Source organism: Amycolatopsis sp. NBC_01307, from assembly GCF_035975215.1.
Classification (GTDB): Bacteria; Actinomycetota; Actinomycetes; order Mycobacteriales; family Pseudonocardiaceae; genus Amycolatopsis.
The window spans coordinates 2,996,428-3,019,154 of sequence record NZ_CP108403.1; the positions used below are offsets into that span (position 1 = coordinate 2,996,428).

A 22,727-nucleotide genomic window follows, 5' to 3' on the forward strand; every position below is an offset into this window, starting at 1 on the left:
GTGTCGTCAAGTCACCGACCGGTGGGGAGCGCGATCATGAGCAGTACCGAAGAGCAGGTCAGGGCCGTGGGACGCCGGTGGGCGGACGCCGAGGTGCGGGGTGACACCGAGGCGCTCGGCGCGTTGGTCGCCGACGGCTTCCGGCTGGTCGGCCCGGTCGGGTTCGTCCTGGACGGGCCGCAGTGGCTGGCGCGCTACCGCACCGGCGACCTGGTCACGAAGTCCCTCGACTGGCGTGACGTCGAGGTGCGCGAGTTCGGGGACACGGCGATCGCGATCGGCGTCCACGAGCAGACCGCGTCGTTCAAGGGCGCGCCCGCGGACGGGAAGTTCCGCGCCACGCACGTCCTGGTGCGTGAGGACGGCGGCTGGCGGCTGGCCGGGATCCACCTCAGCACGATCGGCGGCCCGCTGCCGTTCACGCCGGGGGCCGCGTGATGGGCGTGGAGCTGAACCACACGATCGTGTGGGCGTCGGACCGGGAGGCGTCGGCGGGCTTCCTGGCCGGGATCCTCGGGCTGCCGGTGGGGCCGGTGGCCGGGCCGTTCCGCCAGCTGCGGCTGGCGAACGGCGTCACGCTGGACTTCGCGACGGCCGAGGGCGCGGTGCAGGGTCAGCACTACGCGTTCCTGGTCGGCGACGAGGAGTTCGACGCGGCGCTGGCTCGGCTGCGGGCGTCGGGGACGCCGTTCTGGGCCGACCCCTTCCACCGGGTGCCGGACGAGATCAACCACGAGCTCGAGGGCCGGGGCGTCTACTTCGCCGACCCGGACGGGCACAACCTGGAGCTGCTCACGCGGGCCTGAGGGAGGCTGCCGCGCGGTTCGGCATCGGGATCACGGACTTCTCGCGGCCCGGCGGGCGCGGTTCGGGATCGGCACCGGGCACCACGACGGCGAGGCGCGGGCGATGGGCCTGCCGTTCCCGCCGGTGGGGGAACGGTTCGAGCGGCTGGACGAGACCGTCCGGCCGGCGTTCCGGATGTGGGACGGAGACGCCTCGCCGTTCGAGGGTGCGCACTACCGGCCGGAGCGCCCGATCGGGGAACCGGCGTCCCGGACGGCGGGCGCACGGTCCGGCACAAGCTGGCCGTGCTCGCGCGGCACTGTGACGAGGTGGGACGGCCGTACCGGGGAGATCGAGAAGGACGATCAGCACGCGGCTCTCGCCGGGCGAGTCCGCGCCGCCCTCACGGCCGTTTCGCCGGGACCCGGGGATCGGTGGCTTCGACGTGGAAGACGCGGCCGAGGGAGACGAGGCCTTCGTCGAGGTGGCTGAGGCTGGAGAGGACGGCCCGGGTCTCGGCCTGCTCGATGCGGTCGGAGACGGGGGTGCCGTCGTCGCGCACGAGCGTGCCGGGGGTGGGGCCGCCGGGTGAGTCGAGGGCTTTGCGGAGGACGTCGATGTTGGCCAGCAGCCGGCCGGTGAACAGCCGGAGCCGGTCGACGTCGCCGCCGGCGAGCTGGCCGGGCTGGGCGCGGGCGGCGACGTGGCGGGCGCGGAAGGCGATGGTCTCCAGCGTGGTGAGCACGTGCCAGCCGTAGTCGCGGCGGGCGCTGCGCAGGTTCACCGGGTGGGTGAGGGGTTCGATGGTGGTGCGGACCTGCTCGACGGCGCGGTCGAGGTCGCGGGAGAGCTCGATGATGTTGACGTTCTCCTCCCCGGCGAGCAGGCCCTCGGCGTGTTCGAGGAACTCGGTGAGCTCGTCGAGGACTTCGGTGATGTTGTCGAGCATGACCGAGCGGGTGCGCACCGGGACGATGACGACCGCGGCGAGGATCCCGGCGGCGGCGCCGACGGCGGTCTCGGCGACGCGGATCCAGAGCACCGCGAAGCTGAACGTGCCGAGCAGGCTGTAGAGCAGGCCCAGCATGCTGGTGACGAAGAACGCCATCACCACCTGCGAGACGCGCGCGGTGTAGACCATCCCGAACACGCAGACCAGGATCAGGGCGAGGGTGGCCGGGGTGCTGCCGGCGACCAGCAGGGCGAGCAGGACACCGCCGAAGATGCCGATCAGGGTGCCGCCGAGGCGGCGGACGCCCTTGACGAAGGTGGCGCCGGCGCTGGAGGCGCCGATGAAGACCACGAACACCGTGAGCACGGCCCAGTACCAGCGCTGGTGGGAGACCAGCTCGCCGCCGAGCACGGCGAGCCCGCCGCCGACGACGGCCTGGATGGCGCTGCGGGTCTGGTTGTCGTAGGCGAACTTCCGCGTCGGTTCGTCGTCGTCGGTTTCGGCGTCGAGCGGGTCGGTCGAGGTCTCCGGGTCGGCGGCGCGCTGGGCGCGGTCGTCGGCCAGCGCCAGTTCGGCCAGGGCCTTGCGGACGCCGTCGCCGGGCGCGGCGTGCTCGTCGATGCGGCTGCCTTCGACGAGCATCCGGCTGTACTCGCCGGTCTGGCTGATCAGCGGCAGTTCGCGCGGGTCGCGTTCCATCAGGGCGCGGAAGCGGGCGAGCCGGGCGATGAGGTCGTCGCGGACTTCGGCGGTGAGCTCGTCGGAGCAGGTGCGCTGCACGGTGCTGGCGAGCCACTGGACGGCGAGCTCGACCTCGATGGCGCGGCGGCGGAGCCGGTCGGTGGCGCGGGCGTCGACGACGTCGGGGGCGGCGTCCTCGATGAGCAGGACGCACTCGTGGAGCCGGCTGATGGAGCTGCGCAGCTGCTTGCGGGTGCGTTCGCTGCCGTTGACCGCGAGGTAGGCCTCGGTGGCGCGGACGACGGCGGCGAGCCGGGCGCGGAAGGCGCGGCGGACCCGGAGGAACTCGGCCTCGGGGTTGCGGCGCAGCAGCACGAACCGGACGACGGTGTTGGCCAGCACGCCGACGGCGAGCGCGAGCAGCAGCTGCGGGACCTGCTTGAGGTGGGTCTGCAGGAACATCGGGAAGAAGAACAGGAAGAACCCGATGGAGCCGAGCGCGGTGCCGCGGGGGCCGAAGCGCTGGGCGTAGACCGCGACGAAGATCAGCAGCACGAAGACGATCGTGTCGAGCGGCGGCAGGACCGAGCCGAGGCTGGCGACGGTGATCGACGCGGCGCCGGTGAGGAACGCGAGGGCCAGGGTGCCGGCTTGGCCGCCGGGGGTGGCGTCGTTGACCGTGAACGCCGTCATCATCGCTGCGATCGCGCCGACCAGCATGACCGTCAGCGGCAGGTGCGCCGGCAGCAGCGCCCCGACGGCCAGGATGATGCCGAGGACCGCGGAGCCGGCCAGGCGCAGCCGGACCAGGCCGGGGTCGGCCGCCGCGAACCGGTCGAGCGCGGCGGTGCGGAGGTGGTTCATCGGGCGAGCAGCTCCCACTGGGCGAGGGTGGCCCGGCGGCCGTGGGTGGCGGTGATCCGCAGCCGGTAGCGCGCGTGCGTGGCCGGGGTGGCGAGGACGAACGGGCGGGTCTGGCGGCGCCAGCGGAACAGCTCGCCGGTGCGTTCGTCGAGTGTCGTCCAGTCGGTGCCGTCGTCGGAGCCTTCGAGGGTCCAGGCGCTGGGGTCGCCGCGGCGGGTGCCGGAGGTGAGCGTGTACATCGTGACCTCGCGGGGGTCGCCGGTGACGGTGAACTCGACGACCGGCTCGGCGCCGCGGAAGGTGACCTGGGTGCCGGTGGTGTCGTCGAACAGCGCGGTGACGCGGGTGCCGTCGGAGCTGGTCGCGGTGCCGGTGAGGTCGGTGACCGGGGCCGGCTGCTCGGCGGGCGGCGGCGGGGCACCCCAGGTGGTCGGTTCGGTGGTGAGGTCGAAGACGAGCTCGGCGCCGCCGGCGAGGGTGGCGTGGGCGATCGTCGTGGCGTCGTGCGGTGCGCCGTCGACGGTGAGACCGCGGACGTAGACCGTCTCGTCGGTGTTGCCGGGTGCGTGGACGACGAGCTTCTTGCCGTCGCCCAGGTGCACGGTCGCCTTCTCGAACAGCGGCGAGCCGATCGCGTAGCGCGGGCTGCCGACGGCCAGCGGGTAGAAGCCGAGGGCGCTGAAGAGGTACCAGGCGGACATCTCGCCGTTGTCCTCGTCGCCGGGGTAGCCCTGGCCGAGCTCGCTGCCGAGGTAGAGCCGGCGCAGCACCTCACGGACGACGCGCTGGGTCTTCGCGGGCGCGCCGGCGTGGTTGTAGATGTAGGGGATGTGGTGCGAGGGCTGGTTGGAGTGGCCGTACTGGCCCATCCGGACGTCGCGGGCTTCGGTCATCTCGTGGATGAGGCCGCCGTACGCGCCGGGTCGCTGCCCGGTTTCGGGGGTGGCGAAGAAGGTGTCGAGCTTGGCTTCGAGGCCGGTGTTGCCGCCGTGCAGGGCGGCGAGGCCGGGGCCGTCGTGGGGGGCGGTGAAGGCGGTGTTCCAGGCGTTGGTCTCGACGAAGTCGCCGCCCCAGGCGGCGGGGTCGTAGCCCTCGGGGGCGAACTTGCGGCCGCCGTCGCGCTTGCGGCCCTGGAAGAAGCCGATCTTCGGGTCGAAGTGGTGGACGTAGTGCTGCGCGCGCTCGCGGAAGTAGGCGGCGTAGTCGGCGTACATCCGGGCGCGCGGCCCGTCGCTTTCACGGGAAAGTGCCGTCGAGAGGTTGGCGAGGCCGAAGTCGTTGATGCAGCCTTCCAGCGCCCAGGACAGTCCTTCGTGGACGGACGTCGGCGTGTAGCCGAGGAAGATGGACCGGTCGAGGCCCTTGCGGCCGACCGCGCGGTGCGGCGGGGTGACGGTGGCGTTCTTCAGCCCGGCGTCGAAGGCGGCCTCGACGTCGAAGCCGCGGACGCCCTTGAGGTAGGCGTCGGCGAACGCGACGTCGGAGCTGGTGCCGGTCATCAGGTCGGCGTACCCCGGGGACGACCACCGGGAGATCCAGCCGCCTTCGCGGTACTGCTGGACGAACCCGTCGATCATCCGGCCGCAGTGGGCCGGGGTGAGCAGCGCGTACGCGGGCCAGGTGGTGCGGTAGGTGTCCCAGAAGCCGTTGTTGACGAACATCTCGCCGTCCACGACCTTCGCGCCGGTGCGCTTGCGCGTGCTCGGCCACCGCCGGGGCACGACCGGGCTCGCGTGCCGGATCCCCTTGGGCGTGTTCTCGTGCGCGCTGTTCGGGTACAGGAACAGCCGGTAGAGGTTCGAGTAGAGGGTGGTGCGCTGGTCGTCGGTGGCGCCTTCGACCTCGATCCGGCCGAGCTGCTCCTGCCACCGCTCCCGCGCCTGCGCCCGGACCTGCTCGAACGTCGTCCCGGCCGGGATCTCCAGCTCGAGGTTGCGCTTGGCCTGGGCGAGGCTGATCAGCGACGTCGCGATCCGCAGCGTCACCTCGGGGCCGTCGAACTCGAAGTAACCCGAGACGCGCCGCCAGGGCCGGCGGTACTTGGTGCCCCGGGTGGCCGGGGCGTCGGTCTGGGCGTAGACGAACATCCGGCGCGCGCCGGCCGAGAGGCGGCTGCGGACCCAGGTGTGGCCGGTGACGACGCCGGTGTCGGCGTTGAGCCGCAGGCCGCCGCGGTGGCCGACGTTGTCGAACAGCAGCCAGCCGTGCTTGTCGGGGAAGGTGCACCGCAGGATCGCCGCGTGGTCGGCCGGGGCGAGGTCGGCGGTCACGCCGTTGGCGAAGCGGACGCCGTAGTGGTGCGGCGAGTCGGTCTCGTCGTCGTGGGAGAAGGCCAGGGCGCGCTTGCGGCGGTCCGGTTCGACCGGGCCGGTTCCGGGCATGATGTGGAAGGTGTGCCGGTCGCCCATCCACGGGCTCGGCTGGTGGCTCAGCGCGAACGCCTGCAGTGCCGGACGGTTCTGCTCGTCGTTGTGGCGGTGGTAGGAGTAGATCCAGTTGGTGACGCCGGCGTCGGTGACCGGGGTCCAGAAGTTGAACCCGTGCGGCACCGCCGTCGCGGGGAAGTTGTTGCCGCGGGAGTAGTCGCCGCTGGAATGCGTGCCGCGGGTGGTGCGGACGAGGTCGGCGGGTTCGCGCGGCGCGTCCTCCCGCTCGGTGATCCGGACGTCGTCGAGCCAGCCGGTGATCTCGCCGTCCGGTGACGCGGTCCGCAGCACGATCCGGGCGATCCGGCGCCCGGCGAACGCACCGAGCGCGCGGCGGACGGGGTTCCACTGGTCCACCCACAGCGTCTTGTCGTCCACGGGGTCGAACCCGGCCGACGTGCCGTCGGCGAACTCGATGTCGAGGCTGACCCAGGTCGCGTGGTAGGCCGGGATCTCCCCGTCGGACCGCGGGAAGACCACATAGGACAGCTCGGTGCGGTCGGTGACGGGTGCGTCGAGTTCGAACAGGACACCGTACGGACGCGCGGTGTAGCGCAGGGCGCGGGCCCCGGTGAAGCCGACGCCGGTCTTGGCCGTGGGGGACCGGTCCGGCCCACGATCGACCCGCAGCGCGGGGTCCACCGGCTGCGGGTCACCGGTTTCGAAAGAGGAGAAGAACACGGCGTCGGACATGTGCCCACCGTATCGGCCGAACGGCGTAGCGTGTGGCCCGGCAGACTCGACGCAGGGGGAGAGGCGCGTGGGCACGCACACCGTCCGGCACGAGGGCGCCGACCTCACCTACGACCTCCGGGGCGCCGGCCCGCTCCTGCTCCTGATCGCCGGCCTCGGCGGTGACGCCGCGCGCTACGCCGGTCTCGCGGAGCAGCTGTCGGACGACTACACCGTGGTGACCTACGACCGGCGGCGCACCGGGCGCAGCACCGGCCGCGACACCGACTTCGACCTGGCGCAGCAGGCCCGGGACGCCGCCGCGGTCATCCGCTCGGCCCGCCCCGCCACGGCCCGCGCGGTGGTGTTCGGCCAGGGCGGCGGCGGCTCGATCGCGTTCGAGCTGGCCGCGCACCAGCCGGACGTCGTCACCGAGCTCGTCGTCCACGACGCCCCCAGCCTGGCGCTGCTGCCCGACGCCCCGCAGCGGCTGGCGTTCGCCCGGCAGGTCCGGACCACCTACACACAGCGCGGCGCGGTCCCGGCACTGGAGCTGCTCGGCGCGTCCCCGGCCGACTTCCCCGAACCGGCGGCCGCCGACTACTTCCTGCGCCGGGAGTTCCTGCCGATCGCCCTGTCCACCCCGGACCTCGACGCCGTCCGCCGCACCGGCATCCCGGTGGTCACCGCCGCCGGTGCCGGCAACCGGGACGCCTGCCACGCCCAGGCCGCGCGGCTGCAGGCCGAGCACCTGGCCTGCCGCTACGTCGAGTTCCCCGGCGACCACCTCGGCTTCGTGTCCGAACCGGGCCCCTTCGCCGACGCCCTCGCCAAGGAACTGGCCGGCCTGCGCCGCCCGTGACGAAAAGCCGTGAAGGACTCCTTCCCGGCTCTTACGGCCGGTAAGGGGGCCTTCACGGCTTTGCTCAGGCGGGGCGGCCGCCGAACTGCCAGGGGTGCACCTCGATCGCGGCGTAGCGGTCCGCGGTGAGGACGGCGCGGGCGGCGTCCGGGTCCGGGGCCCGCAGCAGTGCCGCCGTCCCGAGCCACGCTTCGCCGTCGTCGGACAGCAGGGGCCCGTACGCGATCAGCTCGTCCCGTCCCGGCGGGACCTCGAGGTCGGCTGGTGCGCCGGAACCGAGGCCGAGCACCAGGTACCGGCGGCCACCGGTGCGCCCGCCCGGGAAGTCGCCCATGGTGCGGCCCAGGGTGTTGCGCCACCGGCGCAGCAGCACGTCCCGGTACGCCCCGGCCTGGTAGCCCGGCTCGTCGAAGGCGAACGCGCGGGCCGCGGCGGGATCCGGCAGGTCGAGGACGTGGACGCTGCCGGTGGGCGTGTCCCCGTCCATCGTGGGGCCGCGGGCGATCATCGGGAAGCGGTCCATGTAGGTCCAGTGCGCCTCCCGCAGCTCCTGACGCAACCCGGCCGAGCCGGGCCGGTCCCGGTGGTAGCAGAAGAACTCCATCTCACCCCTCCGAAAGCCGTGAAGGCCTCCTTCCCGGCGGTAAGAGCCGGTAAGGAGGCCTTCACGGACCTGACTACTGCGGGACTAGATCTTCGCGCACTGCCCGGCGGACGGGCCGCGGACGGTGTTCGGCAGGTCGTAGTCCGTCGGGGCCGGCGAGTTGATCGCACACGCCAGCGGGCCGCCGATCGTGCTCGACGTGAGCACCGGCCCGTGGTTGCCGGTCAGCGCCACCGGGCCGCCGACCGTCGTCAGCTCGATCGACACCTGCCCGGTCACCCCGGTGATCGCCACCGGGCCGTCCACCTTCGTGCGGTTGAGCACGACCTGGGCGGCACCCGTCGCCGCGAGCGGGCCCTTGACCTCGCCGCCGCGGACGATCAGCGAAGCGCCGCCGCCCACGGTGACCGGGCCCGACACCGTCGCGTCCTGCAGGCACACCGTGCCGCTCGAGACGTTCAGCGGTCCCTTGCGCTCACCGGTGATGGTCTGCGTGCAGGAGGCGTCCGGCTTGCCCAGCAGCTCGAACTCGGCCAGCTGCGCCGGGGCGCCGGTGCTGGTCGCGGTGACTTCGAGCTTGTAGTAGGCGTAGTGCGCCGGGTTGGCCACCTTGAACGCGCGGGTCTGCTGCCGCCAGGCGAAGCTCTGGTTCGTCTGCTGGTCCGCGACCGCCCACGTCTTGCCGTCGTAGGAGCCCTTCAGCGTCCAGCTCTTCGGGTCGCCCGCACCGGTCTGGGACGTCAGCGTGTAGTGGCTGACGGCTTCGTCGGTGGAGTTGAGCTGGTACTGCAGGGCGCCGGTGACGGCGGCCTGGGTGCGTGAGGTGTTGTCGAGCAGCGCCCCCGCGTCGGAGCCGTCCGAAGTGGACAGCGTGCCCTTGCCGGGCCCGGTCTCGTCGTGCAACGGCGTCGGCACCGCGTTGTCCTTGGTGATCGACGTCGGCGCGTCGTTCGGGGCGGTGCCCCACTTCGACGGGTTGGGACCCATGTCGAAGTCGATCGTGCCGCCCTTGGCGATGACGTCCTGCGGCAGCGACGTCGAGCTGTAGGCCTTGCCGTTGACCTTCACGCCCTGGACGTAGACGTTCTTCGCGCTGTTCTTCGGCGCGTTGATCGTCAGGTCCTTGCCGCCGGCCAGGTGGATCGTCGCCTTCTTGAACAGCGGCGACCCGATCGCGTAGTTCGGGCTGCCCATCTGCAGCGGGTAGAAGCCCAGCGCGCTGAAGATGTACCACGCGGACATCTCGCCGTTGTCCTCGTCGCCGGCGTAACCCTGGCCGATCTCGGCGCCGTTGTAGAGCCGCGAGAGCGCCTCACGGACCTTCGCCTGCGTCTTCGACGGCTGACCCGCGTAGTCGTACATGTAGAGCAGGTGGTGCGAAGGCTGGTTGGAGTGGCCGTACTGGCCCATCCGCACGTCCCGCGCTTCCCGCATCTCGTGGATCACGCCACCGTAGGAACCCGGGTAGTTGGCGGTCTCCTGGTCGGCGAAGAACTGGTCCAGCTTGGTCGCCAGGCCCGCCTGACCGCCGTAGAGGTTCGCCAGGCCCTTGCCGTCCTGCGGCACGGTGAACGCCATGCCCCAGCCGTCGGTCTCGGTGTAGTCGCCACCCCACGAACGCGGGTCGTACTGGTCCTTCGTCTTGGTGAACTTGCCGTTCGCGTCCTTGCCCTGGAAGAACCCGACGCTCGGGTCGTACAGGTTCACGTACTGCTGGGCGCGGCTGGTGAAGTACTCGTAGTTCTCCTGGTACTCCGCCTTGCGCGGGTCGTTCGGCGCCGCTTCGTCGGCCAGCTTCTTCGACAGGTTGGCGATGCCGAAGTCGTTGACGTACCCCTCGATCGCCCACGAGAAGCCCTCGCTGGCGGTGTTGGGCGTGTAGCCGAGGAAGGTGCCCTGGTCCAGGCCCTTGCGCCCGACCGCCGAGTTCGGCGGGGTCACCGTGGCGTTCTTCAGCGCCGCGTCGTAGGCCGACTTGACGTCGAAGTTCTTGACGCCCTTGAGGTAGGCGTCGGCGAACGCGACGTCGGAGCTGGTGCCGGTCATCAGGTCCGCGTAACCGGGGGAGGACCAGCGCGCGATCCAGCCGCCGTCGCGGTACTGCTGCACGAACCCGTCGACCATCTTCCCGGCCATGTCCGGTGTGAGCAGCGAGTACGCCGGCCACGTCGTGCGGTAGGTGTCCCAGAACCCGTTGTTGACGTAGGTCTGGCCGTCGACCACCTTCGACCCGGTCTGGGTCGCGGTGTCCGGGCCGGTCTTCGGCGACACCGGGCTCGCGTACTTGTAGGCGGGCTTGGCGGCGGTGCCGGTGTTCTCGAACCCGGAGTTCGGGTACAGGAACAGCCGGTACAGGTTCGAGTAGAGCGTCGTGAGCTGGTCCTTCGACGCGCCCTCGACCTCGATCACCTTGAGCTGGTCGTCCCACGCCTTCTGCGCGGCGTCACGCACCGAGTCGAACGTCGCGGCCGGGGCGATCTCCATGGCGAGGTTCTTCTTCGCCTGGTCCAGGCTGATCAGCGACGTCGCGATCTTCATGTTCACGGTCTTGTCGGCGCCCGCGGCGAACCGCAGGTAGCCGGTGACGTTGTCGCGGCCCTGCCCGGTGAGCTTGCCGCCCGCGGTGACCGGCTTGTCGAACGTCGCGTAGACGAACATCCGGCCCGCGCCGGCGTACACGTTGGTCTCGGTGTACCCCGAGAGCGTGCCGGTGGCGGGGTCGAGCGTGAGCCCGGCGGAGTTGTTGACGCTGTCGAAGATCAGGCTCGAGTCCGCGCCCGGGAACGAGAACTTCATCATCGCCGCGTGGTCGGTCGGCGCGATCTCGGTCTTGATCCCGTTCTGGAACTGCACGCCGTAGTAGTGCGCCCGCGCGACCTCGTCGCTGTGCTTGAACGGCAGCGCCCGCGCGTCGCGGTTGGCGTCGGGCACCCCGGTGGCCGCGGACGGCATCACCTGGAACGCCTCCCGGTCACCCATCCACGGGCTCGGCTCGTGGCTCACGCTGAACGCCTGCAGTTGCGGGAGGTTCTGCGCGTTGTTCTGGGTGCTGTAGTTGTAGAGCCAGCTGCTCGACCCGGCGTCGGTCACCGGCGTCCAGAAGTTGAACCCGTGCGGCACCGCCGTGGCGGGGAAGTTGTTGCCGCGGGAGAACGTGCTGTTGGCCATCGTGCCGCGCGTGGTCACGACGTTGTCGCTCGGCCGGGTGCTCGACGGCGGCGTCGGCGTGGCCGAGACCTTCACGTCGTCCAGCCAGCCCTGCAGCGTGCCGGGGCCGTTCGGGTTGTCGTACCCGACGAGGATCCGGTCGATGGTCTTGCCCTTGGCGACCGAGCCGATCGCCGAGCGCACCAGGTTCCACTGGTTGGCGTAGAGCACCTTCGAGGCGCCCTGGCCTTCCGGCGTCAGCGGGAAGCCGTACTGGTCGGTGGCGCCGAGGTTGCGCAGGTAGGTGCCGTCGGTGAAGGCCAGGTCGATCGCGACGTTGGTGCTCGGGTACTTCAGGTCGCCGGTGATGAACTGCGGCTGCACCTTGTACGAGAGCTCGGTCGAGGCCACGACCGGGACGTTGACGTCGAAGACCTTGTTGTACGACCAGCCGTGCCCGGCCTCGGTCTGGCTGCCGGAGTAGCGGAACGCCTTGAGCCCGGTGAAGCCGGCGCGGTTCTTGTTCGTGTACCCGCCGGTCGGGCCGGAGTCGGTGAAGCTGCGCATGTTCGGCAGCGGCGGCGGCGTCGGGTCGTCGTTGGCCAGCAGCAGCTCGGCGGCCTGCAGGATGTCGCCGCCGTTGTTGGCCGTCACGTTCAGCCGGAAGAACTTGTACGGCGCGCTCGGCGCGGCCAGCTTGTAGTCCTTCTGCTGGAACCGGGCGCTGAACGTCTGGCCGGCCCGCTTGTCCAGGTCCGTCCAGGTCTGCGCGTCGTCCGACCCCTGCAGGGTCCAGTCCTTGGGGTCGCGCTCGTCGTGGTCGTTGGCCGAGGTGATCGCGTAGTGCGTCACCGACGTGGCCTCCGACAGGTTCACCTGCGCCCACGCGGTCGGGTCCCAGGACAGCCACTTCGTGTCCGGCGTGCCGTCGACCAGGTTGGCGACGACCTCGCCGCCGTCGGTGTTCTCACTGCTCGCGCTGGTCTCGGTGACCTTGCCGCGGATGTCGCCGGGGATCGCGGTGCCGTTCGCGCCGTTGACGCCGAACGCGCGCGGCTTCCCGGCCGCGTCGGTGTCGACGGTGTCGGTCCACGTCGGCTGGGGGTCACCCGGCTCGAACGAAGACGAGAAGTCGGCGGGAAGGGCGTCCTCGGCGGCGTAAGCGGCCGCGGGGAGGGCGACCAGGCCGGCGGCGACCACGGTGGCGGCCAGCATCATGGCGACCGGTGGTCTGGCGCTTCGGGGCATCATTGCTCCAAGCTCTGGAGGGGATGAACAACGGCACCGCGCGACGGGGAAACCGGCGGCGCGGTAGGAAGACAAACGCGCGGGTGACATCGATGTCAAGACCGGTCGGCAAACCTGGCCAGAACTGGACAACCCAACCACCGGGGGACCTGGTGAGAACCGTCCGGACCCTCGCCGCGGTCGTGACGCCCCTGCTCGTGACCACCGCCTTCACCCCGGCGGCCACCGGCTCCACCGTCCGGCCGAGCACCGCCTGCGGCGATCCGGCCCGCGGGTTCACCCTGCCGGGCGCCACCCACATCACCGCGGCCGCCATCGTCGCCGCGAATGGCACCGGCCCGGTCGCGCGGTAAATCGGTCACGCGGCTCCGGGGTCGTCGCTAAAGTCGTGATCATGTCGACCCCGGAGCCCGCCGATCGTGTCCTGTCCCGTGCCTCGCTCGCCGAGGGCAACCCGACCGCGTGGTTCGACGAGCTCTACACCGCCGCCGCCCGCGGTGAGGCGGAAGTCCCGTGGACCCGTGGCAAGCCCCAGGCGGACCTGGTGACCTGGGCGGCCGAGCACCCCGGCGAAGGCCGCCGCGCCCTGGTGGTCGGCAGCGCCCTCGGCGACGACTCCGAACTGCTGGCGGCCGCGGGGTGGGCGGTGACGGGCTTCGACGTCGCCCCGACGGCGGTCGAGGCCGCCCGTGCCCGCTTCCCGGAGTCCGCGGTGGACTACGTCGTGGCCGATCTGCTGAAGCCGCCGGGGGAGTGGCACCAGGCGTTCGACCTGGTCGTCGAGATCATGAACATCCAGGCGATGCCCCGCGACTTCCGCCCCGCGGCGCTCACGTCGCTGGCCGGGTTCCTCGCCCCGGGCGGCACGGCGCTGGTCAGCGAGGTCGCGGAGGAGAGCACGGACGTCGAGACGTGGGTCAGCCCGCCGTGGCCGTTCAGCCGCGCGGAGATCGAGTCGATCGCCCAGGACGGCGTACGCCTGGTCAGCCTGGGCACCGTCCGCGACGGCGCCCGCCACTGGGCCACCTTCACCCGGTAACGCGCCCGGCCCGCCCGCGACTCACCGGGCAGCCGAGGTCGGCGCGGAGTCGCAGGTCTAGCCGCGGAGGCGCGCGTCGGAGGTTCGGGACGTCTAACAGCTCTCCAGGAACCGCGACAGCACCCGCGTCCCGAAGTGCAGGCCCTCCACCGGGACGCGCTCGTCCACCCCGTGCGCCATCGCCCGGTACGGGAACCCGGCCGGCAGCCAGAGCGGCGCGAAGCCGTAGTTCACGATCCCGAGCTGGGCGAACGCCTTCGCGTCGGTGCCGCCGCCCATGCAGTACGGCACCACCACGGCCTCGGGGTCCTCGGCCTGCAAAGCCGCGGCCATCGAGGCGAACCACGGCGAATCGACCGGGGCCTGCACCGGCGGCTGGTGCGCGACGAACTCCCGCGTGACGCCCGCGCCGAGCAGCTCGTCCAGCTCCGCGAACAGCGCGTCCTCGGTGCCCGGCAGGACCCGGACGTCGACCTGGGCGGTTGCCGTCGTCGGGATCACGTTCACCTTGTAGCCCGCGTCCAGCATCGTCGGGGTCGTGCTGTTGCGGACCGTCGGCACCACCAGCCCGCCCGCCGGACCCAGGGCCGCCACCGTGGCGTCCACATCGGACAGATCCACCGGGATGCCCAAAGCCGCGCCGGTCCGCTCCAGGAACGCCTGCACCGTCGGGGTCAGCGACACCGGCCACTGGTGCGCCGCGATCCGGTGCAACGCGTCCACCAACCGGGTGACGGCGTTCTCGTCGTTGGGCCGCGACCCGTGCCCGGCGCGGCCACGGGCGGTGAGGCGCAGGTGCGCCGTGCCGCGCTCGGCCGTCCCGACCGGGTAGAGGTGCACGATCCGGCCGTCCGCCGCCGGCACGTGGTAGGTGTAGCCGCCCGACTCGCTGATCGCCGCCGCACAGCCTTCGAACAGCTCCGGGTGCGCGGCGACCAGCCAGTGTGCGCCGTAGTCGCCGCGGTCCTCCTCGTCGGCGACGAACGCCAGCACGACGTCACGTCGCGGCCGCACCCCGCCGGCCAGCGCGGCCAGCACCATCGCGACGAAGTCCTTCATGTCGGTCGCGCCGCGGCCCCACAGGTAGCCGTCGCGGACCTCGCCGGAGAACGGCGGCACCGACCAGTCCGCGGCGTCCGCCGGGACGACGTCCAGGTGGCCCTGCACCAGCAGCGCGGGCAGAGACGGGTCGGTGCCCGCGACGCGCGCGATCACACTGGCCCGGCCCGGCGCGGCCTCGAAGATCTTCGACGGGATGCCGAGGCCGTCCAGGAACGCGGCCACGTACTCCGCCGCCGGCCGCTCCGGCGAAGCGTCACCCCCACCGCGGTTGGTGGTGTCGAACCGGATCAGGTCCGCGCAGATCCCGACAACGTCGGCCACGTCAGCCATAGATGCCCTGCACCGCCCCCGCCGCGATCGCCGTCACGACCTTGAACGCCTTCATCGCCTCGGTCATCGTCACCGCGTCGAACCCGACGCGCCGGACGCCGATCTGCTCCACCGTCGGGATCACCGCGGTGGCCTGGGCCAGGTGGCTCGCGTCGAACTCGACCTCGATCCGGTGCGGCCCCACCCGCCGCTCCAGGCGACCGGCCTGCGCCATCGCGTCGGCGGCCGCGGTCGTCAGCAGCTCCGCCGTGCGCGCGGGCGGCAGGCAGATCGCCGCGTACCGGCTGACGCACTCCTTCACCTGGACCAGCTCCGCGTCCGGTGCGTAATCACGCGCGTCTTCGCACGTTTCGTCGTCACCCGAAACGAGCAGGACGGGCACGCCATACTCCGCGGCCATCGCCGCGTTCAACCGGCCCTCGCTCGCCGGGACGTCGTCCAGCCACACCCCGGTGATCTGGTTCTCCAGGTACGTGTGGGAAAGCACCCCGTCGAACCCGGCACCGGCGTGGTAGCCCAGGAAGACGACACCGTCCACACCGGAGTCGACGCCCTGCATCATCGACAGCGGCTTGTGCCGCCCGGTCAGCAGCCGCGCCCGCGGGTCGAGGTCCTCCAGCAGCAGGTTCCGCTGCGAGGAATGCGCCTCGTTCACCAGGACGTCACCGGCCCCGGCGTCGAACAGCCCGGCCAGCACCGCGTTGACGTCGCCGGTGAACAGCCGCCGGAAGCGGTCCCACTGCGGCGAACCGGGCACGACGTCGTCGGTCCAGGTGACGCCGGTGGCGCCCTCCATGTCCGCCGAGATCATGATGCGCATGCGGGGCACTCTAACCAGCCCGCGCGACCCGCGAGCACCGAATCCCGCCTTCCGAATGTCACGCAGCGTGAACTTTGTCCGGTCGATAACGATCGGACACCTGCCGAGGTGGCAACATATTGCGCGGTTGTCCGGGTATGTGGTTACTTCTCGTCCTTGGGGAGGCTCACAGCGAGAACGATGGGGTGGTTTTTGGTGCATTTCCAACGCAGACCCGGCCGGTTCGGCCGCGTGGCGGCGATCGTCGCCGTCGCGACACTGGGGGCGATCCCGCTCGCCGCGCAGGCGCAGGCGCAGCAGGGCAAGGTGCTGCGGGTCGCGCTGACCACGGGTATCGACCACCTGAACCCGTTCACCGCGTCACTGGCGGCGTCCACCCAGGTGGGCCGGTTCATCTACGAGTTCCTCACCATCCCCTCGGCCGAGACCGCGCAGGCCTCGCCCGCGCTCGCCGAGTCGTGGACGCCGTCGGCGGACAAGCTGACCTGGACGTACAAGATCCGCTCCGGCGCCAAGTGGAGCGACGGGCAGCCGGTCACGGCCAAGGACGCCGCGTTCACGTTCAACCGGATGCTGACCGACGAGAACGCCCGCACCGCCAACGGCAGCTACGTGACCAACTTCGACACGGTCACCGCGCCCGACGACACCACGCTGGTCATCAAGACCAAGACCGTGCAGTCGGACATGAACCTGCTCGACGTCCCGATCGTCCCGGAGCACATCTGGGCGCCGATCAAGGACCTCAACGACCCCAAGACCGACGACATCTCGGTCGTGGGCGTCAGCGACGGGCCCTACCAGCTCACCGAGTACAAGCAGAACGAGTACGTCAAGTTCAAGGCCAACAAGGACTACTGGCGCACCGCGCCGAAGGTCGACGAACTGCAGCTGCTCATCTTCAAGGACGCCGAGGCCGCGGTGAACGCGCTGCGCCAGGGCGAGGTCGACGTCATCAACCGGCTCACCCCGACCCAGTTCGACTCGCTCAACGGCCAGCCGAACATCACGACCAACGCCGCCCCGAGCCGCCGCTACGACGAGATCAACCTCAACTTCGGCGTCCAGAACAACCAGAACCAGCCGATCGGCAACGGCAACCCGGTCCTCAAGGACATCCGGCTGCGCAAGGCCATCGTGCAGGCCATCGACAAGCAGACGATCGTCGACCGGGTCGCCGGCGGCCACGCCCAGCTCGGCACCGGCATCGTCCCGCCGATCTACCAGGCCTACCACTGGGAGCCCTCCGGCGCCGACAAGGTCGGGTTCGACATCGCCGGCGCCAACACCGCGCTCGACCAGGCCGGGTACGTCAAGGGCGCCGACGGCGTCCGCGCCGCCCCCGGCGGCGCGAAGCTGGAACTGCGGCTGACCGGGCACGCGAACCGCCCCTACGACCAGCGGCTCGCGCAGTACGTCTCCGGCTGGCTCAAGGACATCGGCATCACGGTCAAGCAGGAGCTCGTCTCCGACGACGAGCTCAACGACCGCACCACGGCCGGCAACTACGACCTGGCGATCTCCGGCTACGCGACCAACCCGGACCCGGACTCCGCGCTGCAGCTGCACACCTGCGCGGCCCGGCCGAACGCCCAGGGCAAGGGCGCCACGACCGACACGTTCTTCTGCGACCCCGAGTTCGACGCGCTGCGCGCCAAGCAGCTCACCGAGACCGACGACACGCAGCGTGCGGCCACGGTGAAGCAGGCCCAGGCCCGGCTGGCCAGCCAGGCCGTCAACGTCGTGCTCGACTACCAGAACGCGCTCGAGGCGTACCGCTCGGACAAGTTCTCCGGCTTCGCCAAGCAGCCGCAGCCCGAGGGCGCGATCCTCGAGCAGTCCGGCTACTGGGGCGTCTACGGCGCCACCCCGGCCGGCACCGAGGCCTCGGCCGACTCCGGCGACAGCGGCACGGTCGTGTGGATCGTCGTCGGCGTCATCGTCGTGGTGATCGTGGCCGGCGGGCTCGTCATCATCAGCCGCCGCAACAAGACGTCCGAAGACCGCGAGTAGCGCATGACCGCCCCCGAACAAGCCGCGGCGCTCGTCGACCCCGACGAGCGCCGCGGCGGGACCGGCACCGCCCGGTTCGTCCTCAAGAAGGTCGTCGAAGCGCTCGTCAGCATCCTGCTGGTGATCGTGCTGTTCTTCTTCCTGTTCCGGATGCTGCCCGGCGACCCGGTCGCCACGATGATCCGCGACCGGCCGACCGACCCGAAGCAGATCGCGGAGATCCGGGAGCGCCTCGGCGTCGACCGGCCCGTGTTCCAGCAGTTCGGCGACTACCTGTGGAAGCTGCTGCACGGCGACTTCGGCACGTCCTACCTGGAGCAGCGCCCGGTCGCGGACATGATCGGCGAACGCCTCTGGCCGACGATCCTGCTGGTCGGCAGCGCGACCGTGCTCGCCATCGCGCTCGGGTTGTGGCTGGGCACGCGTGCGGCCTGGCGCCGCGACAGCGTGTTCGACCGCACCCAGACCGGCATCGCGCTCACGCTGTGGTCGGTCCCGCAGTTCTGGCTCGGCTTGATCCTGCTGGTCGCGACCAACGGCCTGTTCCCCAGCCGCGGCATGCACTCCCCGGACGCGGCACCGGACGTCTTCTCCCAGACCCTCGACGTGCTGCACCACCTGGTGCTGCCGTGCGTGACGCTGCTGGCGGTGTTCTACGCCCAGTACATGCTGATCATGCGGTCATCGCTGCTGGGGGAGATGAACGCCGACTACCTGACCACGGCCCGCGCCAAGGGGCTGAAGGACGACCTGGTCCGCCGTCGCCACGCCGTGCCGAACGCGCTGCTGCCCACCACGACGCTGGTGTTCATGCAGTTCGGCGCGGTCGTCGCCGGCGCCGTGTCGGTCGAGGCGGTGTTCAGCTGGCCGGGCCTCGGGCAGCTGACCTACCAGGCCCTGCACGGCCCGGACCTGCCGGTGCTGCAAGGGGTCTTCGTCGTCCTCGCCGGCGCCGTCGTGCTGATGAACCTGCTCGCGGAGCTGCTCTACCGCGTGCTCGACCCGAGGGTGCGCACCTCATGACCACCGAGTCCATCGAATCGCCGCGGGCGATCGCCTGGCGGCGGCGTCGCCAGTCCGCGGCGCGCACCTGGACCGAGTTCGCCGCCCAGAAGGGTGCGCTCACCGGGCTGATCCTGCTCGCCGTCACGGTCGTGATGGCGCTGCTGCTGCCGGTGATCAGCGACGAGGGCGGCCTCGACGTCACCAAGGCCGATGGCGGCGCGCTGCGCCCGCCGAGTGGCCAGTACTGGCTCGGCACCGACATCGACGGCCGGTCCGTGCTGCTCATGACGCTCTGGGGCGCCCGGATCTCGCTGCTCGTCGGGTTCTCCGCGACCGTGCTGTCCGTGCTGATCGGCACGCTCATCGGCATCACCGCCGCCCACTTCGGCGGCTGGGTCTCGACGATCCTGCTGCGGTTCACCGACTTCTTCCTGGTCCTGCCCTCTCTGGTGCTGGCCATCGCGCTCTCGGCCGTGCTGCCCCAAGGCGTCACCACGGTCATCGTCGCGATCGGCCTGACCTCCTGGCCCGGTACCGCGCGGCTGGTCCGCGCCCAGACGCTGACCATCGAGAGCCGGCCCTACATCGAGCGCGCCCGGGCCCTGGGCGGGGGACACCTGCACGTCGTCGGCAAGCACGTCCTGCCCGGCGTCGCGCCGCTCGTGCTGGCCAACACGACCCTGGTCGTCGGCAACGCCGTCATCGCCGACGCCACCCTGGCCTTCCTCGGCGTCGGCGACCCGAACGCCGTCTCCTGGGGCGCGATGCTGGAGACCGCCCTCAACAACGGCGCCGTCACCCGCGGCGCCTGGTGGAACCTGCTCCCGCCGGGCATCGCCATCGTGCTCGTCGTGCTCTGCTTCACCCTGGTCGGCCGGGGACTGGAGACCGTGCTCAACCCGAGGTTGAAGAAGTGACCCCGCTGCTGCAGCTCAAGGACCTCACCGTCACCTACGAGACGGCCGGCGGCGACATCCCCGCCGTGCGCGGGGTCGACCTCACCCTCGACCCCGGCGGCACGCTCGGCGTGGCGGGGGAGTCCGGCTCCGGCAAGTCCACGGTCGCGATGAGCGTCCTGCGCCTCCTGCCGCGCACGGCCAAGATCAGCGGCGAGATCCTCCTCGACGGCGAAGACGTCACCGCCATGAAGTGGGGCCGCCTGCGCGCGGTCCGCTGGGCCGAGGCGTCCGTGGTCTTCCAGGGCGCCATGCACGCGCTCAACCCCGTCCGCAAGATCGGCGAGCAGATCGCCGAGCCGCTGCGGCTGCACCCGACCGACGGCAAGATGCTGTCCGACGCCGAGATCGACGCCCGCGTAGCCGACCTGCTCACCCAGGTCGACCTGCCCCCGGGCCGCGCCGGCGCCTACCCGCACGAGCTCTCCGGCGGGCAGAAGCAACGCGTCATGATCGCGATGGCCCTGGCCTGCTCGCCCCGGCTGATCATCGCCGACGAGCCCACCACGGCGCTGGACGTCATCGTCCAGGCCCAGGTCCTCGCCCTGCTCTCGCGGCTGGTCGCCGAACAGGACATCGGGCTGATCATGATCAGCCACGACCTGTCCGTGCTCGCCGCCACCTGCGAGCGCATCGCCGTGATGTACGACGGCGAGATCGTCGAGGAACGCCCCAGCGCCGAGCTGATGTCGGACCCGCGGCACCCGCACAGCCAGGCGCTGGCCGCGGCGTTCCCGACCGTCGGCGACCCGGTGTCCCGGTTCGCCCCCGCCACCAGCACGCCGCTGCCGCCCGAACCGGCGTCCCGCGCGGCCGGCGGTGAGCCGCTGCTGGCCGCGGAGAACCTGCGGGTGTCCTTCCGCGACCGCACCGGCAAGCGGATCGACGCCGTCGCCGGCGTCGACCTCACGGTGTCGCGCGACGAGATCGTCGCACTGGTCGGGCAGTCCGGCTCCGGCAAGACGACGCTCGCCCGCACCCTGCTCGGCCTGCAGAAACCCGACTCCGGCGTGGTCCGCTACGCCGGCAAACCGGTGCCGTCAGGCGGATCCGGGCTCAAGGCCTACCGCCGCCAGGTCCAGCTCGTGCTGCAGGACCCGACCAGCGCGCTCAACCCGGCCCACACCGTCTACGAGGCCGTCGCCGAAGGCCCCCGGATCCACGGCCTGCGCGACGAGCGCGCGGTCGTCCACCGGGCCCTGGAGGCCGCCGAACTGCGGCCCGCCGAGAAGTACGCCGACCGGCTCCCGCACGAGCTCTCCGGCGGTCAGCGCCAGCGCGTCGTGATCGCCGGGGCCCTGGCGCTGGAACCGTCCGTGGTGGTCGCCGACGAGCCGGTCGCGTCGCTCGACGCGTCCGTCCGCGGCGAGATCCTCGGGCTGCTGCTGCGGCTGCGCCGCGAGCTCGGCCTGGCCGGCCTGGTGATCACCCACGACCTCGGGCTGGCCTGGAACATCGCCGACCGCGTCGCCGTGATGTACCGCGGCGAACTCGTCGAAACCGGGACCGTCGAACAGGTCCTGCTCGACCCGCACCACGAGTACACGAAATCCCTGCTGGCCGCCCTGCCCGGCGGCACCGCCCAGCGCCGGACCGCGCAGGCCTGAAACCGCGGTGCCGGGCTCGTCCCACCGAAACCCGGCACTGCGGAAAGGTCACCTCGGCCAGGTGTGTAACCTCCGAACGGAAATGGCGACCACCACCGACCCCGCGCAGACGTCCTCGACCGGACTGGCCGAGCGACTCTTCGTGCCCTCGCGATTCCCGTACCGCACGATCGCGATGGGCACCGTCGGCAGCACGCTGCTCATGCTCGCCGCCTTCGGCGCCGGCGGCATCCTGATCAAGGACCCCGTGCTCGGCCACGGCCCGCTCTCGTGGATCCGCTACGGCCACGGGCGCATGCTCGCCAACGCCGTCCTCTACACCGGCTTCGGCCTCGTGGTGTGGGCGTGGGTCCGGCTCGGCCGCTACGTCCTGCAGGGCCGCGTCGGCAGCCGCCCGATCCTGGTCGCCGCCGGCTGCTGGATGGCGCCGCTGCTCATCTCGCCGCCGCTGTTCACCCGCGACGTCTTCTCCTACCTCGGCCAGGGCGCCCAGCTGCTCTACGGCCTCGACCCGTACGCCAACGGGCCCGCCGAGCTCGACGTGCTGCCGAACGTGGTGCAGAACGTCCACCCGCTCTGGCAGACCACCCCGGCGCCGTACGGGCCGCTGTTCCTGCTGATCTCCAAGGGCGTCGTCGCCGTCTCCGGCGACAACATGATCCTCGGCGTCATCCTGATGCGCCTGGTCCTGCTGGTCGGCCTGGCCGGCACGCTGTGGGCGCTGCCGCGGCTGGTCAAGCACCTCGGCGGCAAGCTCCCCGTCGCGCTGTGGCTCGCGGTGGCCAGCCCGATGATGGTCATCCACCTCTTCGGCGGCCCGCACAACGACCTGATGATGCTCGCGTTCCTCACCATCGGCGTCCTCGCCGCCCTGGAACGCAAGCACGTCCTCGCGGTCGTCCTGGTCACGATCGGCATGCTGATCAAGCCGACCGCGGCGATCGCGCTGCCGTTCATCGTCTGGATGTGGGCCAACCACATGGCGGGCGAGTCGAAGGTCCGCAACTTCCTGCGCGCCGGCGCCGCCTCGGTCGGGCTGTTCCTGCCGGTGTTCGTCGCCGGCACGTGGATCTCGCTGGGGTCGCTCAACCTCGGCTGGTGGTCCGGCCTCAAGGCCCCGCAGCTCATCGCGAACTGGCTCAACATCCCCACCGGCATCGGCGAGGTCTTCTACAACCTCGTGCACCTGGTGGTGGACGTCCAGGTCTCGCCGTTCGTCACGGTCGCCCGCGCGGCGGGCATGCTCCTGCTGGTCGCCTTCGGCGTCCGCCAGTGGTGGCTGGCCCGCGGCGGCGGCCACGAGGCCGTCTACCGCGCCGGCATCTCGCTGCTGGCGGTGGCGATCCTCATGCCGCCGACCCTGCCGTGGTACCTGACCTGGGGTTTCGTGCTGCTGTCGGCGTTCAAGTGGCAGCCCCGCCACCTCGCGGTCGTGGTCGCGGTCGTGGTGTTCGTGACGCTGGTCTACTACCCGACGGGCGAGCAGGCCCTGTACGACTGGTGGTTCATCGCCCTGGTCGTCGTGGCGAGCCTCTACTCGGCGGCGTCCCTGCTGCGCCCGGACCCGCTCGGACTCATCGACGCCTGGCGCCGCCCGGAGAAGTTCATCCGCGACTAGGCGACCGAATACCGTCGCTGTACCGGGGTCTGCCG

16 protein-coding genes are annotated in these 22,727 nt (G+C 71.4%); 10 read left to right on the forward strand and 6 right to left on the reverse strand.

Annotated features, from left to right (window positions below; genetic code table 11):
• Positions 1-36: 36 nt before the first annotated feature.
• Both OG439_RS12570 and OG439_RS12575 read left to right on the forward strand, forming a co-directional pair.
• Positions 37-438 (forward strand): nuclear transport factor 2 family protein, encoded by a 402-nt coding sequence (locus tag OG439_RS12570; protein ID WP_326949561.1) that lies wholly within the window; start codon positions 37-39, stop codon positions 436-438.
• Entirely contained in the window at positions 438-806 is a 369-nt protein-coding gene (locus OG439_RS12575; RefSeq protein WP_326949562.1) for a VOC family protein, read from the forward strand. Before OG439_RS12570 ends, OG439_RS12575 begins: the two co-directional genes overlap by 1 nt.
• 383 nt (positions 807-1,189) lie before the next feature.
• Here OG439_RS12575 and OG439_RS12585 read toward each other — a convergent pair whose 3' ends face one another.
• Positions 1,190-3,283, reverse strand: coding sequence for an FUSC family protein (locus OG439_RS12585; RefSeq protein WP_326949564.1), 2,094 nt, complete (start codon positions 3,281-3,283; stop codon positions 1,190-1,192).
• A complete protein-coding gene (locus OG439_RS12590; protein WP_326949565.1) occupies positions 3,280-6,402 on the reverse strand; it encodes a GH92 family glycosyl hydrolase in 3,123 nt (1,040 codons plus the stop codon). Before OG439_RS12590 ends, OG439_RS12585 begins: the two co-directional genes overlap by 4 nt.
• 67 nt (positions 6,403-6,469) lie before the next feature.
• Between OG439_RS12590 and OG439_RS12595 the strand changes: the two genes are divergently transcribed.
• Positions 6,470-7,243: an alpha/beta fold hydrolase gene (locus tag OG439_RS12595; protein WP_326949566.1), complete on the forward strand. Its 774-nt coding sequence runs from the start codon at positions 6,470-6,472 to the stop codon at positions 7,241-7,243.
• Between the two features lie 64 nt (positions 7,244-7,307).
• Here OG439_RS12595 and OG439_RS12600 read toward each other — a convergent pair whose 3' ends face one another.
• Both OG439_RS12600 and OG439_RS12605 read right to left on the reverse strand, forming a co-directional pair.
• The gene (locus tag OG439_RS12600) at positions 7,308-7,847 is read right to left on the reverse strand and encodes a YciI family protein (RefSeq protein ID WP_326949567.1); all 540 of its coding nucleotides are present in this window, start codon (positions 7,845-7,847) and stop codon (positions 7,308-7,310) included.
• A gap of 84 nt (positions 7,848-7,931) precedes the next feature.
• Entirely contained in the window at positions 7,932-12,242 is a 4,311-nt protein-coding gene (locus tag OG439_RS12605) for a GH92 family glycosyl hydrolase (protein WP_326949568.1), read from the reverse strand.
• 152 nt (positions 12,243-12,394) lie between these two features.
• On the opposite strand from OG439_RS12605, the gene OG439_RS12610 reads away from it, so the two are divergent.
• Together OG439_RS12610 and OG439_RS12615 are read left to right on the forward strand one after the other, a co-directional pair.
• Positions 12,395-12,595, forward strand: a complete 201-nt coding sequence (locus OG439_RS12610; protein ID WP_326949569.1) for a hypothetical protein — start codon at positions 12,395-12,397, stop codon at positions 12,593-12,595.
• Positions 12,596-12,636: 41 nt separating this feature from the next.
• Complete coding sequence (locus OG439_RS12615) at positions 12,637-13,281, forward strand: class I SAM-dependent methyltransferase (protein WP_326949570.1); 645 nt, start codon at positions 12,637-12,639, stop codon at positions 13,279-13,281.
• 93 nt (positions 13,282-13,374) lie between these two features.
• Here OG439_RS12615 and OG439_RS12620 read toward each other — a convergent pair whose 3' ends face one another.
• Both OG439_RS12620 and OG439_RS12625 read right to left on the reverse strand, forming a co-directional pair.
• Positions 13,375-14,673: a M20/M25/M40 family metallo-hydrolase gene (locus OG439_RS12620; RefSeq protein WP_326949571.1), complete on the reverse strand. Its 1,299-nt coding sequence runs from the start codon at positions 14,671-14,673 to the stop codon at positions 13,375-13,377.
• A complete protein-coding gene (locus tag OG439_RS12625; RefSeq protein WP_247051735.1) occupies positions 14,666-15,493 on the reverse strand; it encodes a M55 family metallopeptidase in 828 nt (275 codons plus the stop codon). The genes OG439_RS12620 and OG439_RS12625 overlap by 8 nt, the downstream gene beginning before the upstream one ends.
• 180 nt (positions 15,494-15,673) lie before the next feature.
• Here OG439_RS12625 and OG439_RS12630 point away from each other — a divergent pair, with 180 nt between their 5' ends.
• The 5 genes from OG439_RS12630 (at position 15,674) to mptB (ending at position 22,692) form a co-directional block, all read left to right on the forward strand.
• A complete protein-coding gene (locus OG439_RS12630; RefSeq protein WP_326949572.1) occupies positions 15,674-17,506 on the forward strand; it encodes an ABC transporter substrate-binding protein in 1,833 nt (610 codons plus the stop codon).
• A gap of 3 nt (positions 17,507-17,509) precedes the next feature.
• Entirely contained in the window at positions 17,510-18,529 is a 1,020-nt protein-coding gene (locus OG439_RS12635; protein WP_326949573.1) for an ABC transporter permease, read from the forward strand.
• On the forward strand, positions 18,526-19,428 hold the full coding sequence (locus OG439_RS12640) for an ABC transporter permease (protein WP_326949574.1): 903 nt from the start codon (positions 18,526-18,528) through the stop codon (positions 19,426-19,428). The genes OG439_RS12635 and OG439_RS12640 overlap by 4 nt, the downstream gene beginning before the upstream one ends.
• Positions 19,425-21,074 carry an ABC transporter ATP-binding protein gene (locus OG439_RS12645; RefSeq protein ID WP_326949575.1) on the forward strand — a complete coding sequence of 550 codons (1,650 nt, stop codon included), beginning with the start codon at positions 19,425-19,427 and terminating at the stop codon, positions 21,072-21,074. Before OG439_RS12640 ends, OG439_RS12645 begins: the two co-directional genes overlap by 4 nt.
• Before the next feature lie 82 nt (positions 21,075-21,156).
• Positions 21,157-22,692 carry a polyprenol phosphomannose-dependent alpha 1,6 mannosyltransferase MptB gene (mptB, locus tag OG439_RS12650; RefSeq protein ID WP_326949576.1) on the forward strand — a complete coding sequence of 512 codons (1,536 nt, stop codon included), beginning with the start codon at positions 21,157-21,159 and terminating at the stop codon, positions 22,690-22,692.
• Positions 22,693-22,727 lie beyond the last annotated feature (35 nt).